Source organism: Arthrobacter sp. 05L417 (assembly GCF_056397865.1).
Map to the genome: position 1 here is coordinate 1 of NZ_JBFTOG010000030.1, position 19,863 is coordinate 19,863.

Consider the following 19,863-nt stretch of genomic DNA (forward strand, 5'->3'; position numbering starts at 1 on the left):
GGACTTTGCCGGGTGGATCGCGAACTCGCCGGACTCGCCGCTGGCCGCAACGCCGTCGGGCGCCGACCGGGACGCGTGGTTCGACGTGAAGGTGATCTACCAGCAGGAGCACACAGGCGTCGACATCGGCGCCGTGCCGGCGGCATTCAAGCCCCAGGTCGGACCGTTCAAGCTCACGTACCTCGAGAACGTCTACGGCACCGACCCCTCGGCAGACATCTTCGAGCTGCGCGGACTGGACCGCGGCGGCGTCGTGGTGGTCGTTCGGCCCGACCAGTACGTCGCGAACGTCCTGCCCCTGACCGCGACGGCGGAACTCGCCGCGTTCTTCGCGCCCCTCCTTCGATCGGGACGGACCGCGACGGTGTGAGCTGTTGGCGCGTTGCGGAGTGCGGGACCAACGCAAGGGTTCATTCTGTCGGTGGCCCGTCGTAGGGTACCGGCATGGACATCATCATGGTTCCCGGATTCTGGTTGGACGCTTCTTCGTGGTCGGAGGTCACGCCGCCGCTCGTTGCTGCGGGGCACACGGTCCACCCACTCACGCTGCCTGGGCTGGAGGCCATTGACGCCCCGAGGTCCGGCATCGGCCTCAGAGACCACATCGACGCAGTAGTAGCGGCCGTCGACGCCGTCGACAATCCCGTCGTACTGGTCGGCCACTCCGGTGGAGGCGCCATCATCCACGGCGCGGTCGACGCCCGCCCGGACCGCGTGGTCCGGGCGGTCTACGTTGACAGCGGACCGCTGGGCGAGGGCGGCGTCATCAACGACGAACTTCCTGTTGAGGGCGATGCCGTGCCCCTGCCGCCATGGGAGCTTTTCGAAAATGAGGACCTCGTGGACCTCAACGAGGAGCTGCGGGCCGCCTTCCGCGCACGCGCCATCCCGGAGCCAAAGAACGTGACCACCGATAAGCAGCGCTTGCACGATGTGCGCCGCTACGACGTCCCGGCCACCATCATCGCGTGCGAGTTCCCCTCCAGCCTGCTCGGCGAATGGATCGAGTCCGGCCACCCCTTCGTGGCCGAGCTCGCGCGCATCAACGACGTCGAATTCATGGACCTGCCCACGGGACACTGGCCCCAGTTCACCAAGCCGACTGAGCTCGGGGAGGCCATTCTCGCTGCGGTTGAGCGGAGGGGTTAGTCACCGCACCGAATGGCTCGTTTCGGGCTTGCGGTAGCTGTCCACAGTGACCTCCAGTGCTTGGTCCCACGATGTTGCCGTGACGCCCAGGATGCTCTGCGTCTCCATGGAGTCGATCACGAAGGGCATCGTGAATTGGTAGCTGGAAGCTGAGATCTCGCGCAGGATCGGAATGACAGTGCCGAGGGCTTTAAGTGACCACTGCGGGATCGAGGCCACCCGGCCTTTCACGCCCCAACGCTCATTCACCTGCCGCGCGATTTCCGAGCGCGGGACGGATGCACTCGGCACATGCCAGGCCCGTCCCCATTCGCCCGTATGGTCTGCGGCCGCGATAAGTGTCGCGGCGATATCGGGAAGGAAGCTCCAACTGTGCTCCAGTGCGGGGTCCCCAACGACACGCGCCGTTTTGGAGGCCAGGAGTGGTTCGAAAAAGCCACCGCCAAGGTGCGTCGACATCCCCACCGCCCCAGGACCGAAGTAGTCGCTCGCCCGAACCTCCGCGGCCCGGATTTCACCGCGTTCGTGCGCCGCAAGCACTTTCGCCCAACCCGCTTTGCGTACCAATCCCTTTCTCTCGCTCGTGGCGAGCCGTGAATGCTCGGTCATCGGACCGTCCGGCGGTCCGTATGCATAGAGGTTGCCCATGAGCACAAGCGCGGCCCCGGAGTCACGCGCCGACTTGATCACGGCGTCGAAGATCGGAGGCCAGTCGGCTACCCAGTTGGTGTACGGCGGGTTGGTGCAAACGAAAATCGTGTCGGTTCCGTGCGCAGCCCGTGTCACGTCGGCCGCGTTGCTTGCGTCCAGCTTCACTGGAGGCGCGCCGGGGACCGTAGTGCCGCTGCGGGTGCCGAGCGTGACTTGATCGCCACGGGCGGTAAGTTGCTTCGCGAGCGTCCCGCCCACGAGTCCCGCGCCGAGGATGAGATGGCTTGCCACGATGGTTACTCCCTAACTCTCCGGCGATGCTTTGCTGATGACGTCGCACCGAAGCACGACGCAGCCCCTCACCCTTGACAAGATCCGAGGGTGGAATGAATGATACGAGCCTCATCAGCTTTGTCCCTACTGGTGGTCAATAGCTGAATTGGTGACTAACCATGTCGAAAGAGCGCATTGACAGTACTAATGTGGGCGTGTTTTTCAGTCGGGTTGCTTGGGTTGCTCCTGAACTGGATGAGTGTGATCGGAACGCTGATCGTGCCGCGACCGCTGCACAGCAACCTTTCACGGGTGACCCATTTGGTCACTGCGAAAATCTTCTTTGTCATCACAAAGCCCCTCACCTCGTACGAAGTACGTGATCGGATCCTTGCCTGGCAGTCTCCCATGGCGCTGTTCGTCCGCCTGCTGGTTTGGGTGATCGTGTTCGACTTGTCGTTCAGTCTCCTGCTTCTTCCATTCGTCGACGGTGACCTCTGGCAAGCCGCAAGCGAGGCCGGCTCCGCGATGTTCACGCTTGGCTACGCTGCTCCATGGAATGTCGGCAACACGGTGTTGGTTTACGTAGCCGCTTATACCGGGTTGATCGTGATTGCTTTGCAGATCGGTTACCTCCCAACGCTCTATGCGGCCTTCAACAGGCGGGAGGCGGAAGTAACGCTCCTGGTATCGAGGGCGGGCTCACCCTCATGGGGACCGGAGCTCCTGGTGCGCACGCGGTTCGGGATGGCCGCTCAAACCAGCACCAGCGAGCTCAGCGAGCTTTACCAAAGGTGGGAACGATGGGCCGCGGACGTAGCCGAATCACACAGCACCTACCTCACTTTGGTATGGTTCCGTTCGCCTTCACCGCAATCGAACTGGCTCAATTCCCTCCTCAGCGTCATGGACGCGGCCGCGTTGCAGCTTTCCCTGAGTCCGGGTTCTGCCCCGAGCACCCGGGCGCGGCTGGTCATTCGGATGGGGTTCACCTGCCTGAATCAAGTGGCCCGGGCTATTCGTATCCCTGTCGAGGAAGACCCCGATCCCGATTCCGAACTCGATGTGACTTTTGAAGATTTTCAAGCGGCCGTGGAACTCATGAGGACTGTCGATTACCCGATTGAGGTGACGGCGGAGCAAGCCTGGCCCCATTTCAGGGGCTGGCGCGTCAACTATGAAAGGGTCGCATACGCCCTCGCCTACGCGATCGACGCCCCGCCATCAATGTGGAGCGGCCCACGACGCTTCGCGTCCGAACCGATCATGCCGCACCGGCCGAAGAACCGCACTTCCAAGGACGTCAAGCCAGACGACCCGCAAATGATTGCCCAGAGGAAGACACGGTGACATCAAGGTGCAAGGATGGCACGACAAATGACCGTTGAACTGCCTCGAAGAGGAGAAGCATCATGCCCATGATCGACGTGTTCGCCACGACAGGGACCTTTGCCAACAAGCATCAGCTCGCCGTCGATCTGGCGTCGACGGTGATGCGTGTGGAGCAGGTGCCGGATATCCCGATGTTCCGCAAGAACACGGCGGCATTCATCCACGAACTCCCGGCGGGGGATCTGTCGAATGTCGACGGCGACAGCAACTACGTGCGCGTCCAGGTCCTCACGAACGCGGGCGCCTTGGACCGCGACAAACAGCTGGCCTTGGTCGAACAGCTCACCGCGCTCGTCGCGACGGCGGCTGCGGACCCGGCACTGCCCGATCGAACCTGGGTCCTTCTCACGGAAGCGCCCGACGGCGGCTGGGGCCTCAACGGGCACGCCAACACGAATGAGGAGCTCATCGCAGCCGCGCGCGCACAGATTGCCTCCCTCCAAGGGCAGACCCCGCAGGCATGACTTCCGGAACAGCAACCGGGAAACGGGTCGTTAAGCGCCCCTGACGCGGACTTGGCTACTCGCGCGGACTTGGCTACGCGGCAAACACCTGCTTGGCCACCGCCATGGCGGACATCGCCTTGGGCCAGCCCGCATAGAACGCCAGGTGCGTAATAGCCTCGCTCAATTCGGCTTCGCTGAGTCCGTTTGCCTTCGCGAGGCGCAGGTGCCCGAAAAGCTGTTCAGTGCTGCCGCTTGTCACGAGACAGGCAACGGTAATGAGGCTCCGGTCCCGCTTGGCCAACTCGGGGCGTTCCCAGACGTCAGCGAAGAGAACGTCGTCGGTAAGGGAGGCAAGTTTGGGCGAGATGTCTCCGACGAGTTGCTGGGCGCGGGATGGCTCGGTCATGGGGTTCTCCTTGTTAGTGAAAGCTTGTCTGCTTGCTTTCAATCCTAGGAACGCACACCGGAATGAGGCAGGGTCCGCTATTACCTGTTTCCGGTGGAATTTCGGGGCCGGGATTAAAGCGGCGGATATCTTCTGAGGCCTACCACTCCGCCCGCGGCAATCAGGGTTCCGCCGAAGGCCACCAGGATTCCAGCCACTGAGACGGTTGGAGTAATGGGATGGTCGCTCTGGGCGGGGGCGCCTGGGTCAATCCGGGCGGCGCCCGCTGCAGAGGTTGAATTTTGCGTCGAGGGGCTCGGGCTGGAAACGATCGGCGAGGGCACTGCGGCTGTGGTTGTGGCGGGTGGCGCGGCCTGAGTGGGGTCCGGCTGCACGGTCACCGCCGTCGAGGGCGTTGAAGCGCCACCGGACGGAACCGCGACGCCGGGATCCGGCTGGGGTTGCGGTTGTACCGGTGGGATAGCCGTGGCCGACGGGGTGGGTTTTTCCGACGGCCGGGGAGATGGGGAGTTGCCGGGAGAGCACATGCCAACCACCCCTAGAAGCCCTTGCGAATCGCAGTTTGCGGCCCCCGCTCTCTCTGCTGGCGCAAGGGCGATCAGGCACAACGCGAAAGGGAGCGCGACAAGGGCAACTGGAACCTTCCGGCGAGTCATGGCTTCGACTCTACCTACTCTGCGTCAACTTGGCAGGCAGGCGGTGTTCACTTCAGTCCCTGAGCTGCCCCAGAATCCGGGCCAATTCGGCGCGATCTTCTGCGCTGAGCCGGGCAAAGTACTCGGAGGACTTGCCACGCCGTTCGGCGCTGATCTTCGCAAAGAGTTGCTGCCCGTCAGCTGTGGCGGCGACGAGGGTGGCACGCCGGTCCGTGGGGTCAGGATCGCGACGGACGAGGCCTTTGACCTCGAGCTGGTCCACCACTTCCGTGGCCGATCGTGGCGCAATGCGCAGCCGCTCCGCCAGGTCTTTCAGCCGCATGGGGTCCCCTGGAGCCGGGCGCATTAGCGTCATGAGCGCCCGCCATTGGTGCGGCGTCAGCTCCCACGGAGACAGCTGCTCGGCCCAGGTCCGGCGCAGCCCCCGGAAAGCGGCGTGGAAGAGATCGCCAAGGTCGGCGGAATCAGAGGGCTGTGAGTGCATGCCGTCAGTCTAGCAATTTGACCAGTAACCACATAGTGAGGTAACCTCTGTATTAGTAGGCGCGATTCCCGCGCCCCGCTCGCCACTGGAGGTGGTGCTTATGACGGAGAACATCCTCACCCAAAATCCTCATCGACCGGGCGTTGGAGCCCGAAGTCCCGGCCGCGGCCCCGCCCGCCTCAATCCCGCGGACCGCACCCAGTTGAAACAGCACCCCGTGAGCCTCAAACGGATCGCCGGGCTGTTCACCCCGCACAAGGCGACCATCGCCGTCGTCGTGCTTCTCATCAGCGCTTCCAGCATCATCGGCCTGGCGCAGCCGTTCCTGGTCCGCCACATCATCGACGTCGCGCTGCCCAGCAAGAATCTGCCGCTTCTCGCATGGCTGGCCGCCGGATTGATCGCCGTGGCCGCCGCAACCGCGCTTATTGGCGTGCTGCAAACCTGGATGACCACGGGCATGGGCCAGAAGATCATGCATACCCTGCGCACGCGCCTGTTCACCCACTTGCAGAAGCAATCACTCGGATTCTTTACCCGGACCCGCAGCGGCGAGGTACAGTCGCGGTTGAACAACGATATTTCCGGCCTACAGCAAGTCATCACCTCCACCGCGACCGGCGTTGCCTCCAACCTGACCACCGCCATTGCCACTGCCATCGCGATGGTGGCCATTTCTCCCGGGCTCTCGCTCCTGTCCCTGATAGTGATCCCGCCGGCTGTCTGGTTCACCCGCCGGGTGGCCCTGCTCCGGCGCAACATCACGTCAACGCTGCAGAGCGAACTGGCCACCATGAACACACAGGTCGAGGAAGGGCTGTCAGTCTCCGGCGTCCGGCTCTCGAAAACCCTCGGAACCACCAAGCGCGACGCCCACCGCTATACGGAAAGCTCCAAACGGCTGATCGGCCTGGAGATGCGCTCCCAATTGGCCGGCCGCTGGCGGATGTCCACCATGGGCATCATCTTCTCGGCTATTCCGGCGCTGATCTACCTCGCCGCCGGGCTGCCCGTCACTAGCGGAGGCATGACCATCGGCACGCTCGTGGCGTTCACCGCATTGCAGGGCGCCATCTTCCGCCCCGTCATGAGCTTGCTGGATCTCGGCGTCCAATGGGTCACGGCGATGGCCCTGTTCAGCCGCATCTTCGAGTACCTGGATCTGGCTCCCGAGATCACTCCCCCGGCGCGGCCCGCCCCCCTGGACCCGGCCGCAGTGCGCGGCGAGGTCCGCTTTGAGGCCGTCCGTTTCGCGTACGACGGCGGCACTGACGTTCTGCTCGACGTCGACCTTACGCTTCCGGCCGGCACCAGCACCGCAATCGTGGGCCCCACGGGCTCCGGTAAATCGACGCTGGGCTCGCTGGTCCCGCGCCTGCATGACGCCACCGCCGGGCGGATCACCATTGACGGCGTGGACGTGCGCGACATCGCCCCGGAGGACCTGACGAAAATTGTGGGCGTGGTGTCCCAGGAGACGTACTTGATTCACGACACCATTCGGGAAAACCTCCTGCTGGCCGCACCCGGCGCGGACGACGCCGTCCTGTGGAGGGCTCTGGCCTCGGCACAGATCGCGGACCTGATTGCAAGCTTGCCCGGCGGCCTGGACACGATGGTCGGCGCCCGGGGCCACCGGTTCTCCGGAGGAGAGCAGCAGCGCCTGGCCATTGCCCGGACCATCCTGCGCAATCCCAAAGTACTGGTCCTCGACGAAGCCACGTCCGCCCTGGACAACGCCACCGAGGCCCACGTCCAGGCGGCACTCGACCGGCTGGCCGTTGGCCGGACTACGCTGACCATCGCCCACAGGCTCTCCACCGTGGAGAAAGCGGACCAGCTGGCGGTCCTCTCTGGCGGTGCGATCGTGGAGTTCGGAACGCCCGGACAACTTCGCGATTCAGGCGGCGCGTATGCGCGGCTCGTCGATGCCGGAGGGACTGTCGAGTTTGCCGGCTCCGAGGCGGCCTGAAGAGGCTTCCGTGCCGGCTCCAAGGTAACGCCCGGTCGGCGTCAACCCGACGCCCCCGCCGCCAGGCAGCAGAAGACGCCGGTCCGGAGCGGCAAAGTCGCTCGGTACCGGCGCTTTCACGCTTCTAGTAGAGAAGGAGTGGGTTGATGAGAACACCCGTGGAACGGTGAATAGCAGGAGGTGCGGCGACCAGCAGGCCCGCGGAAGAGCCGGCTCCCTTCAGTGCTGCCATAGCAGGGCCTAGCAGGCAGTTGTCGACGAGGCAGAGGCCGATCGCCCAAATGAGGCTGTGTACCTCCAGCGATCCGGTGGGAGTGTTCCGGGCATCATGGAAGTCCCAAAGGACGAGGCCTGGATCCTTGGCGGCGATCCACTTCGCGCCGTCCTCACCGATGCCGGGGCGCTTCACCGCGGCGGCACCGCTCGGGTAGATGTTCCCGGCGGCCTCGTACCTGTCGCGGCCTTGGTAGATGATCAGCGCGTCACCGGGCTCAAAGGACACCCCGGTCGCAGTGAGGGCGGCGTCGAGCTCCGCGGCCGTGACGGGTTCCTCGGCCGTGACCCACTCAGCGCCGCGCACGGCGGGGATGTCGAGCAGCACGCCGCGCGTCGCAATGCCGTGCTGGGCCCAGTTGACCATCGTGTCTTCATCGGTCTCGGTATTCCGAGCGGGGATCGGGCCGTGCCAGGTGGCGTCCGCGCCGATGTGTGCAAGCCCGTCGAGGTGGGTGTTATGGACACCGTGGGCGTCGTACTTGATGACATCGCCTCCATGGGCAGAGCGGCCGTGAATGCCGATCTGCACCTCAAGTTCGACGCCTCCGTGGCCGCTGGGCATTTCCGACAAACCCAGTTTTTGCCACTGTGCTTTCTCCTCATCGGCAGCTTTCCGGCCGCCCACGAGATGTGCCGGGCGGGTCTCGATCTCCTTTTCAAGAGAGATGGCCTTGCCAAACTTCACTTCTCCAGCGCCACGGAGCCGGGCAGCCTGGTCGATGAGCGCCACTGAGCCACGGCATTGCACGCCTTCGACGTGGCGGTTGGCATCGTGCTTGCTCGCAATTTCCCGCACCCACGGGGCAAGGGGGTCGGGTCCAAGTTCGTCTGACATTCTCTGGTTCCTTTTCTCCCGGGGTGCCCGGGCCATCCAGCATGACCTCCGTAACGGAACAGTCATGCCCTACAGTGAACTTCGATTAAATGTGACACGATCCGCGGTGCGGCGTCAACAGGACGCGAATCGCCCTTTATTTCGAGCATTCGCGGGGAGCAGGCTTGACACTAGCTCACTCGAGGCCCATGCTGGGAATGCGTCTAACAGTACACGCGTTCTATTCAACAAAACATTATGAGCTCTTGATTGATCTCGAAGAGTCCCGAGGCAACGGCGCGCGGACATCGAGGCAAGGGCTGACTCAGACTGAAGGGAAAGGGACTCAGATGACCACCGTCGACATCGATCCCACCAGGATTGACTTCTTCACCGACCCGGAGACAGCGAAGACGGCAGAGCCCTACTTCGACTACATGCTCGCCAACCATCCGGTATGGCGTGAGCCGAAATACGGCGTCGTGATCGTCACGGGGTACGAAGAAGCACTGCAGGTGTACCACCAGCCCGAGGTCTACTCCTCGATCAACCGGACCGGAGGACCGGTTCTCGACCTTCCCGTGGAGCTCGTCGGCGACGACCTGAGCGATCTCCTCGAGCAGTACCGTGAGTACTTCCCGAACAACGACCAGATTGTCACTTTCGATCCGCCGGTGCACACAGACCACCGCACGCTCCTGATGGGTCTCATCACACCGAAACGCCTCAAGGAGAACGAAGACTTCCTCAAGCGCACCGCGGACCGCTTCCTCGACGAGATCATCCAGCGAGGCAATTGCGACTTCATCTGGGACTATGCCAAGGGCTACACCATCCTCGCGGTCGCCGACCTGCTCGGCGTGCCTGAGGAGGATCACCCCATGCTGCTTGAGTTGCTCGCGTCCGCTCCGGGCCCCGTGCTCGGCAACCTCGAGCTTCAGGCCAGCCATCACAGCAGCATTGAAAAGCTCTACGACTACTTCGTCGCGAAGATCGAGGAGCGCCGCAATGATCCGAAGGATGACGTGATTACGGGCATGGCGCTGGCCACCTTCCCCGACGGTTCCCTTCCCGGGCCCCTTGAGGTCGCCCGCATCGCATCTAACATGTTTGCCGCCGGCCAAGAGACCACGGTGCAGCTCATGGGCATCGCCCTGCAGCGAATCGCCGAGGACCAGGACCTCCAAGCCCTACTGCGCTGCCAAACCTCGCTCATTCCAAAGTTCATCGAGGAAACACTCCGCATCGAAGCGCCCATCAAGGGATCTTTCCGACTCACCAAAGTCGCCACCAGCATTGGCGGCCACGACCTCGTCCCCGGCACCGTCGTCATGCTGCTGCACGGCGCCTCGGGCCGCGATCCCCGGCTCTTCGACAATCCTGCCGAGTTCGACATCGAACGTGCGAACGCCAGGCAGCACCTCGCCTTCGGCCGCGGGATCCACACCTGTCCGGGCGCTCCCCTCGCTCGCGCCGAAGCGGTCTTCTCGATCCAGCGCTTCCTCGAACGCACCGAGCGTATGTGGATCAGCAAAGAGCACCACGGCTCAAATGACGCCCCGGAATGGGACCTGATCCGAAGCTACAAGTTCCGCGGCCACAACCATCTCTTCCTCGAGTACACGCCGAAGGGGGCATGATGCCTGAAAACCTCACCGTCGACCGGGACCGGTGCATGGGTTCGGGGCAGTGCACGTTCTATGCGCCGGGCACCTTCGACCTTGACGATCTCAGCATTGCCATTGTCACCGACGAGCACGGCGACCCTGAAGACAAGATCCAGATGGCCATCAACGTTTGCCCGACCCGGGCGATCACCCTGGCGGCCGCAGCCAGCAAGGAAGGTGCGCAGTGACTGCGACTACCGAGGCCCCAGCCTCACAGCCCATTGCAGACATGGAGGCCGACAGCCTGATCGGCACGTTCCCGGAAGGGCAGCGCCTGGTCGGCAGCCAGTGCAACGCATGTGGCTGCACGATGATCGGCACCCGCGTGGTCTGCAGTTCCTGTATCAGCCGCGACGTCACCCGCGTTGCGCTGCCGAGCACCGGCGTGCTCTACTCCTTCACCCGCATACACGTCGGCACCGCGGGCATCCGCCCGCTTGGCTATGTCGACCTTGACAACGGCGTACGCACCTTGGCCGACATCCGCGAGGGTGACACCCCACTGCGCCCCGACATGCGAGTCGAGCTTGGTGTCCATGACGAGAACTGGTTCTTCGCGCCGGCGGCCGGCGAAAAGCGAGAGGATTAACATGAGTGACAACGTATTTGTGATTTCGGCGGCGATGATCCCATTCGGGAAGCACCGCACCTCCTCGTATGTCGGCCTCGCGGTCTCCCCGCTCATCGATGCGATCCGCGATGCTGGAATTGAAAAGTCGGACGTCGACGCCGTTTATGTCGGCCACTCCTACGGCGGCATGATGACCGGGCAGCGCATCTGCAAAGAGATCGGGCTAGGCACCGTCCCCACGGTCAACGTCGACAACGCCTGCTCGAGCGGTGCCACGGCGATACACGAGGCATGGCAGGCCATCTCGCAGGGCCTGATCGATATCGCCGTCGTCATCGGCGTCGAGAAACTGACCCAGTTCGGCGGCGGTACGCTGCCCCTCTCTCCAGAGGACCGCGAAGTCAAGCAAGGCATCATCATGCCCGCGGTGTACGCGATGCGCGCCACCCGCTACCTTCACGAGACCGACGCAACGCCCGAGGACCTCGCGCTGGTCAGCGTCAAGGCCCGCAAACACGGCGCACTGAACCCGTTCGCGCAATTCCGCCAGGAAACGACCGTCGAGGAGGTCCTGAACGCGCGCCGCGTCGCCGACCCGCTGACCCTGCCCATGTGCTGCCCCACAGGCGACGGGGCCGCCGTCGTCGTGCTCGCCTCCGAGCGCGCACGCAAGCGCCTCGACTCCAAACCCGGCATCCGCGTGGCCGCCTCCGTGCTGCACTCCGGCCACGTCGCCGAAGGCTTCCGCGACATGATCAAGCCCGAGATCTCCTACGATTCGGCCCGCGACGCCTATGCGATGGCCGGCATCGGGCCGAAGGATCTCGACATGATCGAGCTGCACGATGCGTTCTCGATCGCCGAACTCATTTACTACGAGGCCTTCGGGCTCGCCGAGCCCGGGCACGGCGTGGACCTTATTCGCGACGGCAAGACCACTTTCGGCGGCGACGTCGTGGTGAACCCCAGCGGGGGCCTGCTCTCGAAGGGCCACCCGGTCGGTGCGAGCGGCGTCGCGCAGGTCGCCGAGGCGTTCTGGCAGCTCACTGACCAAGCGGGCGCACGGCAGATCGACAGAGCGCGGTGGGCGATGACCCACGTCACCGGTGGCGGCACCGCCGGTCTCGACCATGGCGCCTGCACCATTCATATCTTCGAGGCGGCATGACCACCATCGAGCGTCCGCCCCTGGAGGGGATCCGGGTCATCGACCTCACCACCTTCCTCTCCGGCCCTTCGGCAACGCAGCTGCTCGGCGACCTCGGCGCGGACGTCATCAAGGTCGAATCGCTCGCGGGCGACTCAAGCCGCGCCATCGCCGGCCCCGAGATCGACGACGTCAGCGCCTACTACCTGGCGAACAACCGCAACAAGCGGAGCGTGGCGATCGATCTGAAGGCTCCACGGGGCCTGGAGGTCATGAAGCGCCTGATCGCGGGCGCCGACGTCGTCATCGAGAACTTCCGGCCCGGTGTCACCACCCGGCTCGGGCTGGAACCCTCGACCATTCTCGAGGCCCAGCCCTCGCTCATCTGGGCGTCGATCAGCGGCTTCGGACAGGAGGGCGCCCTCCGCGACCGCCCGGCCTACGACATGGTGGTGCAGGCGCTCAGCGGGGTGATGAGCCTCACCGGCCACCCGAACGCCCCAGCCGCGCGGCTGGGTATCCCGGCCGGTGACGTCGTCGCGGGGCTGTATTCCGTGATCGGCATCCTGGCGGCCCTCCGGGCGCGGGACGAGACCGGTCGCGGCCGCATCATCGATGTCTCGATGCTGCGGGGCCAGCTCGCAATGCTGTCATACCAGGCCCTGTACACCGTCGTGAACAACACGGCGCCCGAGCCGCAGGGAGCAGGCCACGACTCCATCGCCACCTACCGCTCATTCCGCGGAGGCGACGGCCGCGAGTTCGTCGTCACGGCCAATACCCCCCGGATGTGGGAGGGCATGTGCCAGACGCTCGGCCTCGGTGAATTGGTCAGCGACGAACGCTTCATCGACGCCGCTAGCCGGCTGCGGAACAAGGAGACCCTATGGGAAATCCTCGAGGCGCGCTTCGCCGAAAGGCCCGCCGCGGAATGGGTGAAGCTCCTCGCGGACGCATCGGTGCCCGTCGCGCCAGTAAAGAACGTACTCGAGGCGCTAGAGGACGCACGCGAGGCCGATGATGGTTCACTCCTCACCCTGAGGAACGGCGCGACCTCATTCGAAAACGTCGCGACACCGATCCGCTTTGTCGACACGATCGACGTCGAACCGGCCTATCCCCCGGCTCTCGGCGCGGACACCATCAGCATCCTGACGCGGGAGCTTGGGCTTTCGGATGAAGAGGTCGCAGGGATGCTGGCCGACGGCGTCGTGCTTGGGGCCTCATGAGCTCCCCCTTCTCCGCCACCAGAACCGGCCCATTGGTAGCCGTGCTGGCATTCTCGGGCATCGTGGCCTCGCTCACGCAAACCCTTGTGGTCCCCCTTATCGCGGAACTGCCGAAGATTTTTGACACAACGGCGTCGAACACTTCCTGGGTCATCACCGTGACGCTCCTGGCAGGTGCGGTCAGCACCCCCGTAGCCGGGAAGCTCGGTGACATGTTCGGCAAGCGCCGGATGATCCTCATCTCGCTCATACCGCTGATCCTCGGATCCATCCTGTGCGCCGTGGCCGCCTCCGTGGTTCCGATGATCATTGGACGCGGCCTGCAGGGCCTCGCCACCGGCCTGGTTCCACTGGGCATCAGCTTGCTCAAAGACCTGCTCCCTCCGCAGCGGCTGCACGGTGCGATTGCCCTGATGAGTTCCTCGATGGGCATCGGGGGCGCGCTGGGCCTGCCCATCGCGGCCGCCGTCGCCCAGTACACCAACTGGCGGACCTTGTTTTGGGCCGTGGCCGTCGTGGCCGCGCTAGGCATCGTGCTGGTCTGGAAGATCGTCCCGGGTGCCGCGGCAACGGAACAAGCCGGAAAGTTCGACCTGCTCGGCGCACTCGGCCTCGGCGCAGCCCTGGCCTGCCTCCTCCTGGCCGTGTCCAAGGGCGCAGACTGGGGCTGGGGCAGCATCACCGTGCTCGGCCTGTTCGCCGGCGCCGTCGTACTCCTCCTCCTCTGGGGAGTGTGGGAGCTACGCACCCGCGACGCCCTGGTCGACCTGCGCGTCACCGCCAGCCGCCCCGTACTACTGACCAATGCCGCGTCCATCCTGGTGGGCTTCGCCCTGTATTCCCAGTCGCTGATCATCCCGCAGATCCTCCAGCTCCCCACGCAGACCGGATACGGCCTGGGCCAATCGATGCTGCAGATGGGCCTATGGATGGCCCCTTCCGGCATAGCGATGATGCTCATCTCGCCGGTTGGGGCGCGGCTGACCGCGGCCCGCGGGCCGAAGACCACCCTTATCGTGGGCGCGATCGTCATGGGCGCCGGCTATGCCGGCGCGGCCCTGATCATGGGGACAGTCTGGGGCCTGCTCGTCGCGACGTCAGTCTCCGGCATCGGCGTCGGCTTCGCTTATGGTGCTATGCCTGCCCTAATCATGAGCAGTGTCCCAAGTACGGAGACAGGCTCCGCAAACAGCTTCAACTCCCTGATGCGCTCAATCGGGCTTTCCCTCTCCGCCGCCATCATTGGCGTCGTCCTGGCCCAGATGTCCGCCCCGTTCGGCGCTCATGCCATCGCCACCCCGGACGGTTTCCGGACAGGCCTGTTCATCGGATGCGGCGTTGCCTTGGGCGCCGCGGCCCTCTGCCTGGCCATCCCCACGGTAAGGACGACGGCCGCCCCAACCGGGAATACTGAGAGCCACGACGTAGAAGATGCGGCAGCTATCCGCTGAAGCACGTCGAACGACCTCAGCAAGCAGATGTGACTGAGACCGGGAGCTTGCGTCCGGGCAGTCCGCGGGGGCGCACGGCTAGCCTTTCGGCGAGCTCGCTGAAGGCGCGGGCCGCGGGGTCTTCGGGATCGGCGACGACCACGGGCACCCCGGCATCGCCCCCGGCGCGCAGCCCGGTACTGAAGGGGATCGAGGCGAGCAGCGGCACTTCGGCGCCGGGTGCGGAGAGTTTGGCCGCGACCGCGGCCCCGCCGCCGGCGCCGAACGGCTCGAAGACGCCGCCGCCGTCGAGCCGCATCGGGGACATGGTTTCAACGACGCCGATGACACGCTGCTTGAATTCGCGGGCCAGGATGCCGCTGCGCACTGCGACGCCCGAGGCGGCCGACTGCGGGGTCGTCACAACGATGACTTCTGCGTGCGGCAGGATCTGTCCCACCGAAATCGCGATGTCGCCGGTGCCCGGTGGCAAGTCGAGGAGCAGCACGTCGAGATCACCGAAGTAGACATCGGTGAGGAACTGCTCCAGCGTGCGGTGCAGCATGGGCCCGCGCCAGGACACCGCTGTGTCCTCGGCACCCTCCGGCAGGAACATGCCGATCGATACCGCCCTGACGTCGTGCGCGATCGGCGGCAACACAAGGTTGTCGATGCGGGTGGGCCTGATGACCTTTCCCTCGCCGTCGAAGAGTCCCAGGAGCCCGGGGATTGAGAAACCGTGCACGTCGGCGTCGATGAGCCCCACCCGCAGCCCACGCGCAGCCATCGCTGCGGCGAGATTGGCCGTCACAGTGGACTTGCCAACCCCGCCTTTGCCGCTGGAAATCGCGATAACGCGAGTGAGCGAGTCCGGGGTGAAGGGCATGCTGGCCCGGCTGCGCCCCTCGCGCAACTTTGCGGTGAGCGCCGCCCGCTCTTCTGCGGTCATCACTCCGACGTCGATGCGCACGTCTTCGACGCCGACGACGGCGTGGGCCGCCGCGCGCACCTCCCCCTTGATGCGTTCAGCGGCGGGGCACGTCGAGATGGTCAGGGTGATGCCGACAACGGCGACACCGCCTTTGACCTCGACGCGCTTGATCATGCCGAGGTCGGCAAGGGGCCGGCGCAATTCGGGATCGCTGACTCGCCCCACCGCCTCGCGCACAGCGGCTCCAAGGCCTGCGCTTGTTTCGTCCATGTCGGTGCTCAGCCGGCCGCCACGCCGGCTGCGCGGAGCATTTCGGTACGGTCGTGCAACTTGACGCGCTCCCGACCGAGCGCCTCACCCGCCGCGTACTCAGCCTGCTCGAGCGCCCGCCAAGCAGACCAACTCACCACCTGCACTCCGCGGGAGCGCAGGAGTTCGTCGACAACGGCGGCCGGAGTCGCCGTCGACCTCCAGCCCTGCGCGGTGACGTCCTCGAGGATTGAGGTGACGGTTTCCGACGCGCAGCGCCGGTTGGTTCCGACGACGCCCGTGGGGCCGCGCTTGATCCAGCCGGCAACGTACACGCCTGGCAGGACGTTCCCGCCATCGGCGACGCGCGAGTCGAAGTGAGCGATGGTGCCGGAAGCGGCGTCGAACGGAAGGCCGTCGATGGCCGCGCCCCGGTAACCGACCGAGCGGAGAACGAGCTCCGCTTCGAGGGTCTCGGTGGCGTTCGGGTCATTGGTCTTTGCCAGGCGGAGGGTCAAAGCGGGTCCGTTGCCAATGAATTCGACGGGCGTACGGTCGAACAGGAAACGGATCGCCGTGTTGCGCCCGAGGACCCCGCGCTCGGCGGCCTTCGCAAAGGTGGCGAGCAACCGCCTGGCTGCCGGATCGGCGTCGGCGTGCGCCTGCTGCTCAGCGTCGAGCTCGAGATCCGCGGGATCGATGATGACGTCGCAGCTGTCAACCTCCAACAGCTCGATGAACTCCTTGTTGGTGAACTTCGCGAAGGCGGGACCGCGTCGGCCCACCACCACAATCTCGCGATACGTGCTTGCCGCAAAAGTGTCGACGACGTGCTCGGGCACGTCCGTAGCGCGGAGCGCCTCGGGCGTGTGGGCGAGCATGCGGGCCGCGTCGAGTGCTACGTTGCCGACCCCGATGATGACCGCACGGTTTCCGTTGAGCGCGAAAGCATCGCTCGCACTGTCCGGGTGGCCCTGGTACCACGACACGAACTCGCGCACGCCATGCACGCCGGCCAGGTCCTCGCCAGGTATTCCGAGGCTTCGGTCTACCTGTGCCCCGCTGGCGAACACGACCGCGTCGTAGTTTGCCCGGAGCTCATCGATCGTAATGTCGGTGCCGACCTGAACGTTGCCCAGGAAGCGCACACCGGGGGTCTCGTCGAAGACCTCTGCGAACGAGGTTGTTATCGACTTGACCCTGGGATGGTCCGGCGCCACCCCGTAGCGGACCAGGCCAAACGGTGCCGGGAGGCGTTCGAAGATGTCCACTTCAACGGGTGACTCGGACTCTTCGGTGAGAAGCTGGGCACAGTAGGCTCCCGACGGGCCGGAACCGATCACCGCGACGCGCAATGCACTCATCTTCAGATGCCTGCTCGCGGCGCAAGGGACGCAATAGCGTCGACGTCGTAGTCGATCTTGCCGGCCTTGCGGCCACTCTTGGGCGTCTCGACCTCCTGGAAGAAGCGCTCGTTGATCTCGACGTACTCCTCCTTGTCGGCCGGAAGTTCAGCGTCGTAGAAGACGGCGTCGACCGGGCAGGCCGTCATGCAGGCCCCGCAGTCAATACAGAGGTCGGGATTGATGTAGCTCATCCGACCCCCCTCGAAGATGCAGTCAGCAGGGCACTCCTGCATGCAGCTCTTGTCTTGAATGTCGACGCATGCGTCAGCGATTACATAGACCATGGTTCTTTCCTCTCTTACACCTTCAAGACAGCGGGGCCGTCAGGCCAGCTGCCCAAGTTTTTCGACAATTGCCTCGGTGGACTCTCCGGTGGAGAGGAGTCTCCGGGCCAGGTTGAGTCCGCGCACCCAGTTCACGGTGACTGCCCCACAGGCGTCTCCGTTCGCGTCGCTGTGGATCACGGCGGTTTTCCCGCTCTCGGCCAGGTCGCCCACAATGGTGGAACTGCCTTCGGGGTGGCGCCAGCCGATGGTATGGACCTTCCAGTCGTACTGGTGGGACCACACATAGTCGGTGGAGTCGTAGGGCACATCGGCCCCTTGGGTGATGGCGGTGGCAACATAACGTGCCTGGTCGCTTGCATTGGTCCAGTGCTCAGCGCGAACCTGTACGCCGCGGCCGGGGTGGGGCCACCGTGCCACGTCACCGATGGCGTACACGTCTTCGGCCCCGACGGCCCGGAGGAAGCCGTCGGTCACTACACCGTTATCGAGCGTGACCCCTGACGAGGCGAGCCATCCGGTGGATGGAATGGAGCCGATGCCAACCACCGCCGTCGAGGTCGCGATGCGGCTGCCGTCATCGAGGATGACCGTGAGCTCACCGTCTTGGCCCTGGATATCAGCGACGCCGACGCCGAAGCGGGTTTGGGCTCCGTGCCGGTGATGCAGTTCGACGAGGCTACGCGCGATCTCGGGGCCGACGATGCGCGCCATCGGCTCGGAAACGGGATCGACCACCGTGACGTCGCAGCCAAAGCCGACGGCGGCCGCAGCGATCTCCGTGCCGATAAAGCCGCCGCCGACCACGACGACGGACTCGCCCAACTTCAGACGCGCAGCGATGGCCCGTGAATCTTCAAGGGTCCTGAGCTGGTAGACACCCGACCCGGGCCGCCATGGTGAGGGCCGGGCCGAGGCTCCGGTCGCGATGATAAGCACGTCATAGCCGACCGTCGTGCCGTCGGCGAGGAAGACGACACGTCCTATTGTGTCGAGGCTGGTTGCGGCTGCACCGAGCTTGAGCTCGATACCGGCGCCGTCGAGGCTCGCCTTGGTAGCTAGCCGAAACGACTCGACTGCCTCGTCGGACCAGTCGGATGTGAGCAGGTCTTTCGATAGTGGCGGGCGATCGTACGGCAACTCGTTCTCGGCCCCGATAAGCGTGATGAGGCCAGTGTGTCCCAGGTTGCGCAGGCCCTCGGCCGCCCGCGTTCCGGCCAACGACGCACCCACAATGACTACGTGGCGGTCGGCGCTTGCTTCGGTCATCGTTGATCCTCGGTGTAGTCAGGCATCGCGGGGGTCTCGGTCAGGCCCTCGCGGCAGTTTTTATGTCGTCGCGTTCGTTGAACCGAACAAGTGGTCGCTACAACGCAACACCCTTAGTATGAGCTGCGGTTCGAACCGGTGTCAAGGAACGCAAGACGGCCCCCTTGAGCGTTGCCGCCACGGGCGCCTCGTGCCCGGATGGCAGCAGCCGAACCTACCTGCGCGCGATGCCAGTGCGTGGATCCCGGGCGCCAGTGAGATAGTCGGTGATCTGGCGCGCGGACTGCTTGACCAAGCCCGCAAGTGACGAGGAGTGTGCAGCATTGAAGCGCGCCTCGGGCATGGAGATGCCTGCCGAGCCGACCACGGTGCCCGCCGGACCGAAGACTGGCGAGGCGATCGCGATCGCACCATCGATACGCTCGCCGTGGGTAATTGCGTACCCGTCGCTCCTGATCGTGGCAAGCCGCTCGTACAGCCCCTGGGGCTCGATCAGTGTGCGATCGGTTGCCGCGCGCAGCGGGCCGTGCGCAATACGGTCTTGGATCTGCGTCGGCAGAAACGCGAGGATCGCCAAACCGCTTGCGCCGGCGTGGAGCGGGATCTGCTGGCGCATCGGCAGCGTGTAGCGCAGGGGGTGTGACGACTCGACGACGAGCGTGAACATCATCTGCAGTCGCTGCTCGCCGTAAACGGCGAAGAATGAGGACTCCCCGCTCTGCTCCGTGAGCTCCTGCAGCGTGTCCCTTGATACTTCCTGGATCGGGTAGCGTTCCGTCGTCGCCCATGCGAGGCGTAAGTATTCGAGGCCGAGACGGTACGAGCCGTTGGCCGTGCGGCTCACGAGTCCAAGCTTTTCAAGGTCGGCGATGAGGCGGTGCGCGGTGCTCGGGCTCACGTCGAGCCTGCCCGCCAGCTCCCGGACGCCGTGAACATCCCGGTCGCTGTCGGTCATGAGGGTGAGTAACTCAATGCCTCGGGCCAAGGGATGCCTGCGCCGCAGCCCCTCGACGGACTCTCGATCTGCCTTATCTTCGGCACTGCTCATCGCTCACCATCCCGTTTAATGCCACTTTCGGTAGCTTGACATCCATCTTCGCTGCATGTAATTCTGAAGCGAGCGAGAACGGAACGCTTGTTCAGTTGAACACAACAGTAGCC

20 protein-coding genes and 1 pseudogene are annotated in these 19,863 nt (G+C 64.8%); 11 read left to right on the top strand and 10 right to left on the bottom strand.

Going from position 1 to position 19,863, the window contains the following annotated elements; all coding sequences use genetic code 11:
• Together AC1DJW_RS18720 and AC1DJW_RS18725 are read left to right on the top strand one after the other, a co-directional pair.
• Positions 1-370, top strand: a pseudogene (locus AC1DJW_RS18720) (3-hydroxybenzoate 4-monooxygenase); the annotation flags it as partial.
• Positions 371-444: 74 nt separating this feature from the next.
• A complete protein-coding gene (locus AC1DJW_RS18725) occupies positions 445-1,149 on the top strand; it encodes an alpha/beta fold hydrolase (protein WP_284751507.1) in 705 nt (234 codons plus the stop codon).
• Here the strand turns inward: AC1DJW_RS18725 and AC1DJW_RS18730 are convergent, their stop codons facing one another.
• A complete protein-coding gene (locus tag AC1DJW_RS18730) occupies positions 1,150-2,091 on the bottom strand; it encodes an NAD(P)H-binding protein (protein ID WP_476902137.1) in 942 nt (313 codons plus the stop codon).
• 237 nt (positions 2,092-2,328) lie between these two features.
• Between AC1DJW_RS18730 and AC1DJW_RS18735 the strand changes: the two genes are divergently transcribed.
• Positions 2,329-3,423 (top strand): hypothetical protein, encoded by a 1,095-nt coding sequence (locus AC1DJW_RS18735; RefSeq protein ID WP_284751509.1) that lies wholly within the window; start codon positions 2,329-2,331, stop codon positions 3,421-3,423.
• 62 nt (positions 3,424-3,485) lie between these two features.
• Complete coding sequence (locus AC1DJW_RS18740; RefSeq protein WP_476902138.1) at positions 3,486-3,929, top strand: hypothetical protein; 444 nt, start codon at positions 3,486-3,488, stop codon at positions 3,927-3,929.
• Between the two features lie 73 nt (positions 3,930-4,002).
• Here AC1DJW_RS18740 and AC1DJW_RS18745 read toward each other — a convergent pair whose 3' ends face one another.
• The 3 genes from AC1DJW_RS18745 to AC1DJW_RS18755 form a co-directional block, all read right to left on the bottom strand.
• Positions 4,003-4,317 carry a carboxymuconolactone decarboxylase family protein gene (locus tag AC1DJW_RS18745; protein ID WP_476902139.1) on the bottom strand — a complete coding sequence of 105 codons (315 nt, stop codon included), beginning with the start codon at positions 4,315-4,317 and terminating at the stop codon, positions 4,003-4,005.
• Positions 4,318-4,563: 246 nt separating this feature from the next.
• Positions 4,564-4,842, bottom strand: coding sequence for a hypothetical protein (locus AC1DJW_RS18750; RefSeq protein WP_284751512.1), 279 nt, complete (start codon positions 4,840-4,842; stop codon positions 4,564-4,566).
• Positions 4,843-5,025: 183 nt separating this feature from the next.
• A complete protein-coding gene (locus AC1DJW_RS18755; RefSeq protein WP_078107179.1) occupies positions 5,026-5,457 on the bottom strand; it encodes a MarR family winged helix-turn-helix transcriptional regulator in 432 nt (143 codons plus the stop codon).
• Between the two features lie 100 nt (positions 5,458-5,557).
• On the opposite strand from AC1DJW_RS18755, the gene AC1DJW_RS18760 reads away from it, so the two are divergent.
• Complete coding sequence (locus AC1DJW_RS18760; RefSeq protein ID WP_476902140.1) at positions 5,558-7,429, top strand: ABC transporter ATP-binding protein; 1,872 nt, start codon at positions 5,558-5,560, stop codon at positions 7,427-7,429.
• 124 nt (positions 7,430-7,553) lie between these two features.
• Here AC1DJW_RS18760 and AC1DJW_RS18765 read toward each other — a convergent pair whose 3' ends face one another.
• Positions 7,554-8,540 (bottom strand): cyclase family protein, encoded by a 987-nt coding sequence (locus AC1DJW_RS18765; protein ID WP_476902141.1) that lies wholly within the window; start codon positions 8,538-8,540, stop codon positions 7,554-7,556.
• A gap of 329 nt (positions 8,541-8,869) precedes the next feature.
• On the opposite strand from AC1DJW_RS18765, the gene AC1DJW_RS18770 reads away from it, so the two are divergent.
• Genes AC1DJW_RS18770 through AC1DJW_RS18795 form a run of 6 tightly spaced genes read left to right on the top strand, consistent with a single transcriptional unit; the run spans position 8,870 to position 14,584 of the window.
• The gene (locus tag AC1DJW_RS18770; RefSeq protein ID WP_476902142.1) at positions 8,870-10,159 is read left to right on the top strand and encodes a cytochrome P450; all 1,290 of its coding nucleotides are present in this window, start codon (positions 8,870-8,872) and stop codon (positions 10,157-10,159) included.
• Positions 10,156-10,374, top strand: coding sequence for a ferredoxin (locus tag AC1DJW_RS18775; protein ID WP_476902143.1), 219 nt, complete (start codon positions 10,156-10,158; stop codon positions 10,372-10,374). The genes AC1DJW_RS18770 and AC1DJW_RS18775 overlap by 4 nt, the downstream gene beginning before the upstream one ends.
• Before the next feature lie 41 nt (positions 10,375-10,415).
• Positions 10,416-10,775 (top strand): Zn-ribbon domain-containing OB-fold protein, encoded by a 360-nt coding sequence (locus tag AC1DJW_RS18780; protein WP_476902144.1) that lies wholly within the window; start codon positions 10,416-10,418, stop codon positions 10,773-10,775.
• 1 nt (position 10,776) lies between these two features.
• Positions 10,777-11,925 (top strand): thiolase family protein, encoded by a 1,149-nt coding sequence (locus tag AC1DJW_RS18785; RefSeq protein WP_476902145.1) that lies wholly within the window; start codon positions 10,777-10,779, stop codon positions 11,923-11,925.
• Positions 11,922-13,133, top strand: coding sequence for a CaiB/BaiF CoA transferase family protein (locus AC1DJW_RS18790; protein ID WP_476902146.1), 1,212 nt, complete (start codon positions 11,922-11,924; stop codon positions 13,131-13,133). Before AC1DJW_RS18785 ends, AC1DJW_RS18790 begins: the two co-directional genes overlap by 4 nt.
• Complete coding sequence (locus tag AC1DJW_RS18795) at positions 13,130-14,584, top strand: MFS transporter (protein ID WP_476902147.1); 1,455 nt, start codon at positions 13,130-13,132, stop codon at positions 14,582-14,584. The genes AC1DJW_RS18790 and AC1DJW_RS18795 overlap by 4 nt, the downstream gene beginning before the upstream one ends.
• 16 nt (positions 14,585-14,600) lie before the next feature.
• Here the strand turns inward: AC1DJW_RS18795 and AC1DJW_RS18800 are convergent, their stop codons facing one another.
• The 5 genes from AC1DJW_RS18800 to AC1DJW_RS18820 all read right to left on the bottom strand — a co-directional run bounded on the left by AC1DJW_RS18800 (position 14,601) and on the right by AC1DJW_RS18820 (position 19,750).
• On the bottom strand, positions 14,601-15,764 hold the full coding sequence (locus AC1DJW_RS18800; protein WP_476902148.1) for a P-loop NTPase: 1,164 nt from the start codon (positions 15,762-15,764) through the stop codon (positions 14,601-14,603).
• Positions 15,765-15,772: 8 nt separating this feature from the next.
• Complete coding sequence (locus AC1DJW_RS18805; protein WP_476902149.1) at positions 15,773-17,107, bottom strand: FAD-dependent oxidoreductase; 1,335 nt, start codon at positions 17,105-17,107, stop codon at positions 15,773-15,775.
• 2 nt (positions 17,108-17,109) lie between these two features.
• On the bottom strand, positions 17,110-17,433 hold the full coding sequence (gene fdxA / locus AC1DJW_RS18810) for a ferredoxin (protein ID WP_476902150.1): 324 nt from the start codon (positions 17,431-17,433) through the stop codon (positions 17,110-17,112).
• Between the two features lie 39 nt (positions 17,434-17,472).
• Positions 17,473-18,702: an NAD(P)/FAD-dependent oxidoreductase gene (locus tag AC1DJW_RS18815; protein ID WP_476902151.1), complete on the bottom strand. Its 1,230-nt coding sequence runs from the start codon at positions 18,700-18,702 to the stop codon at positions 17,473-17,475.
• A gap of 214 nt (positions 18,703-18,916) precedes the next feature.
• Entirely contained in the window at positions 18,917-19,750 is an 834-nt protein-coding gene (locus tag AC1DJW_RS18820; RefSeq protein ID WP_476902152.1) for an IclR family transcriptional regulator, read from the bottom strand.
• Positions 19,751-19,863: the final 113 nt, after the last annotated feature.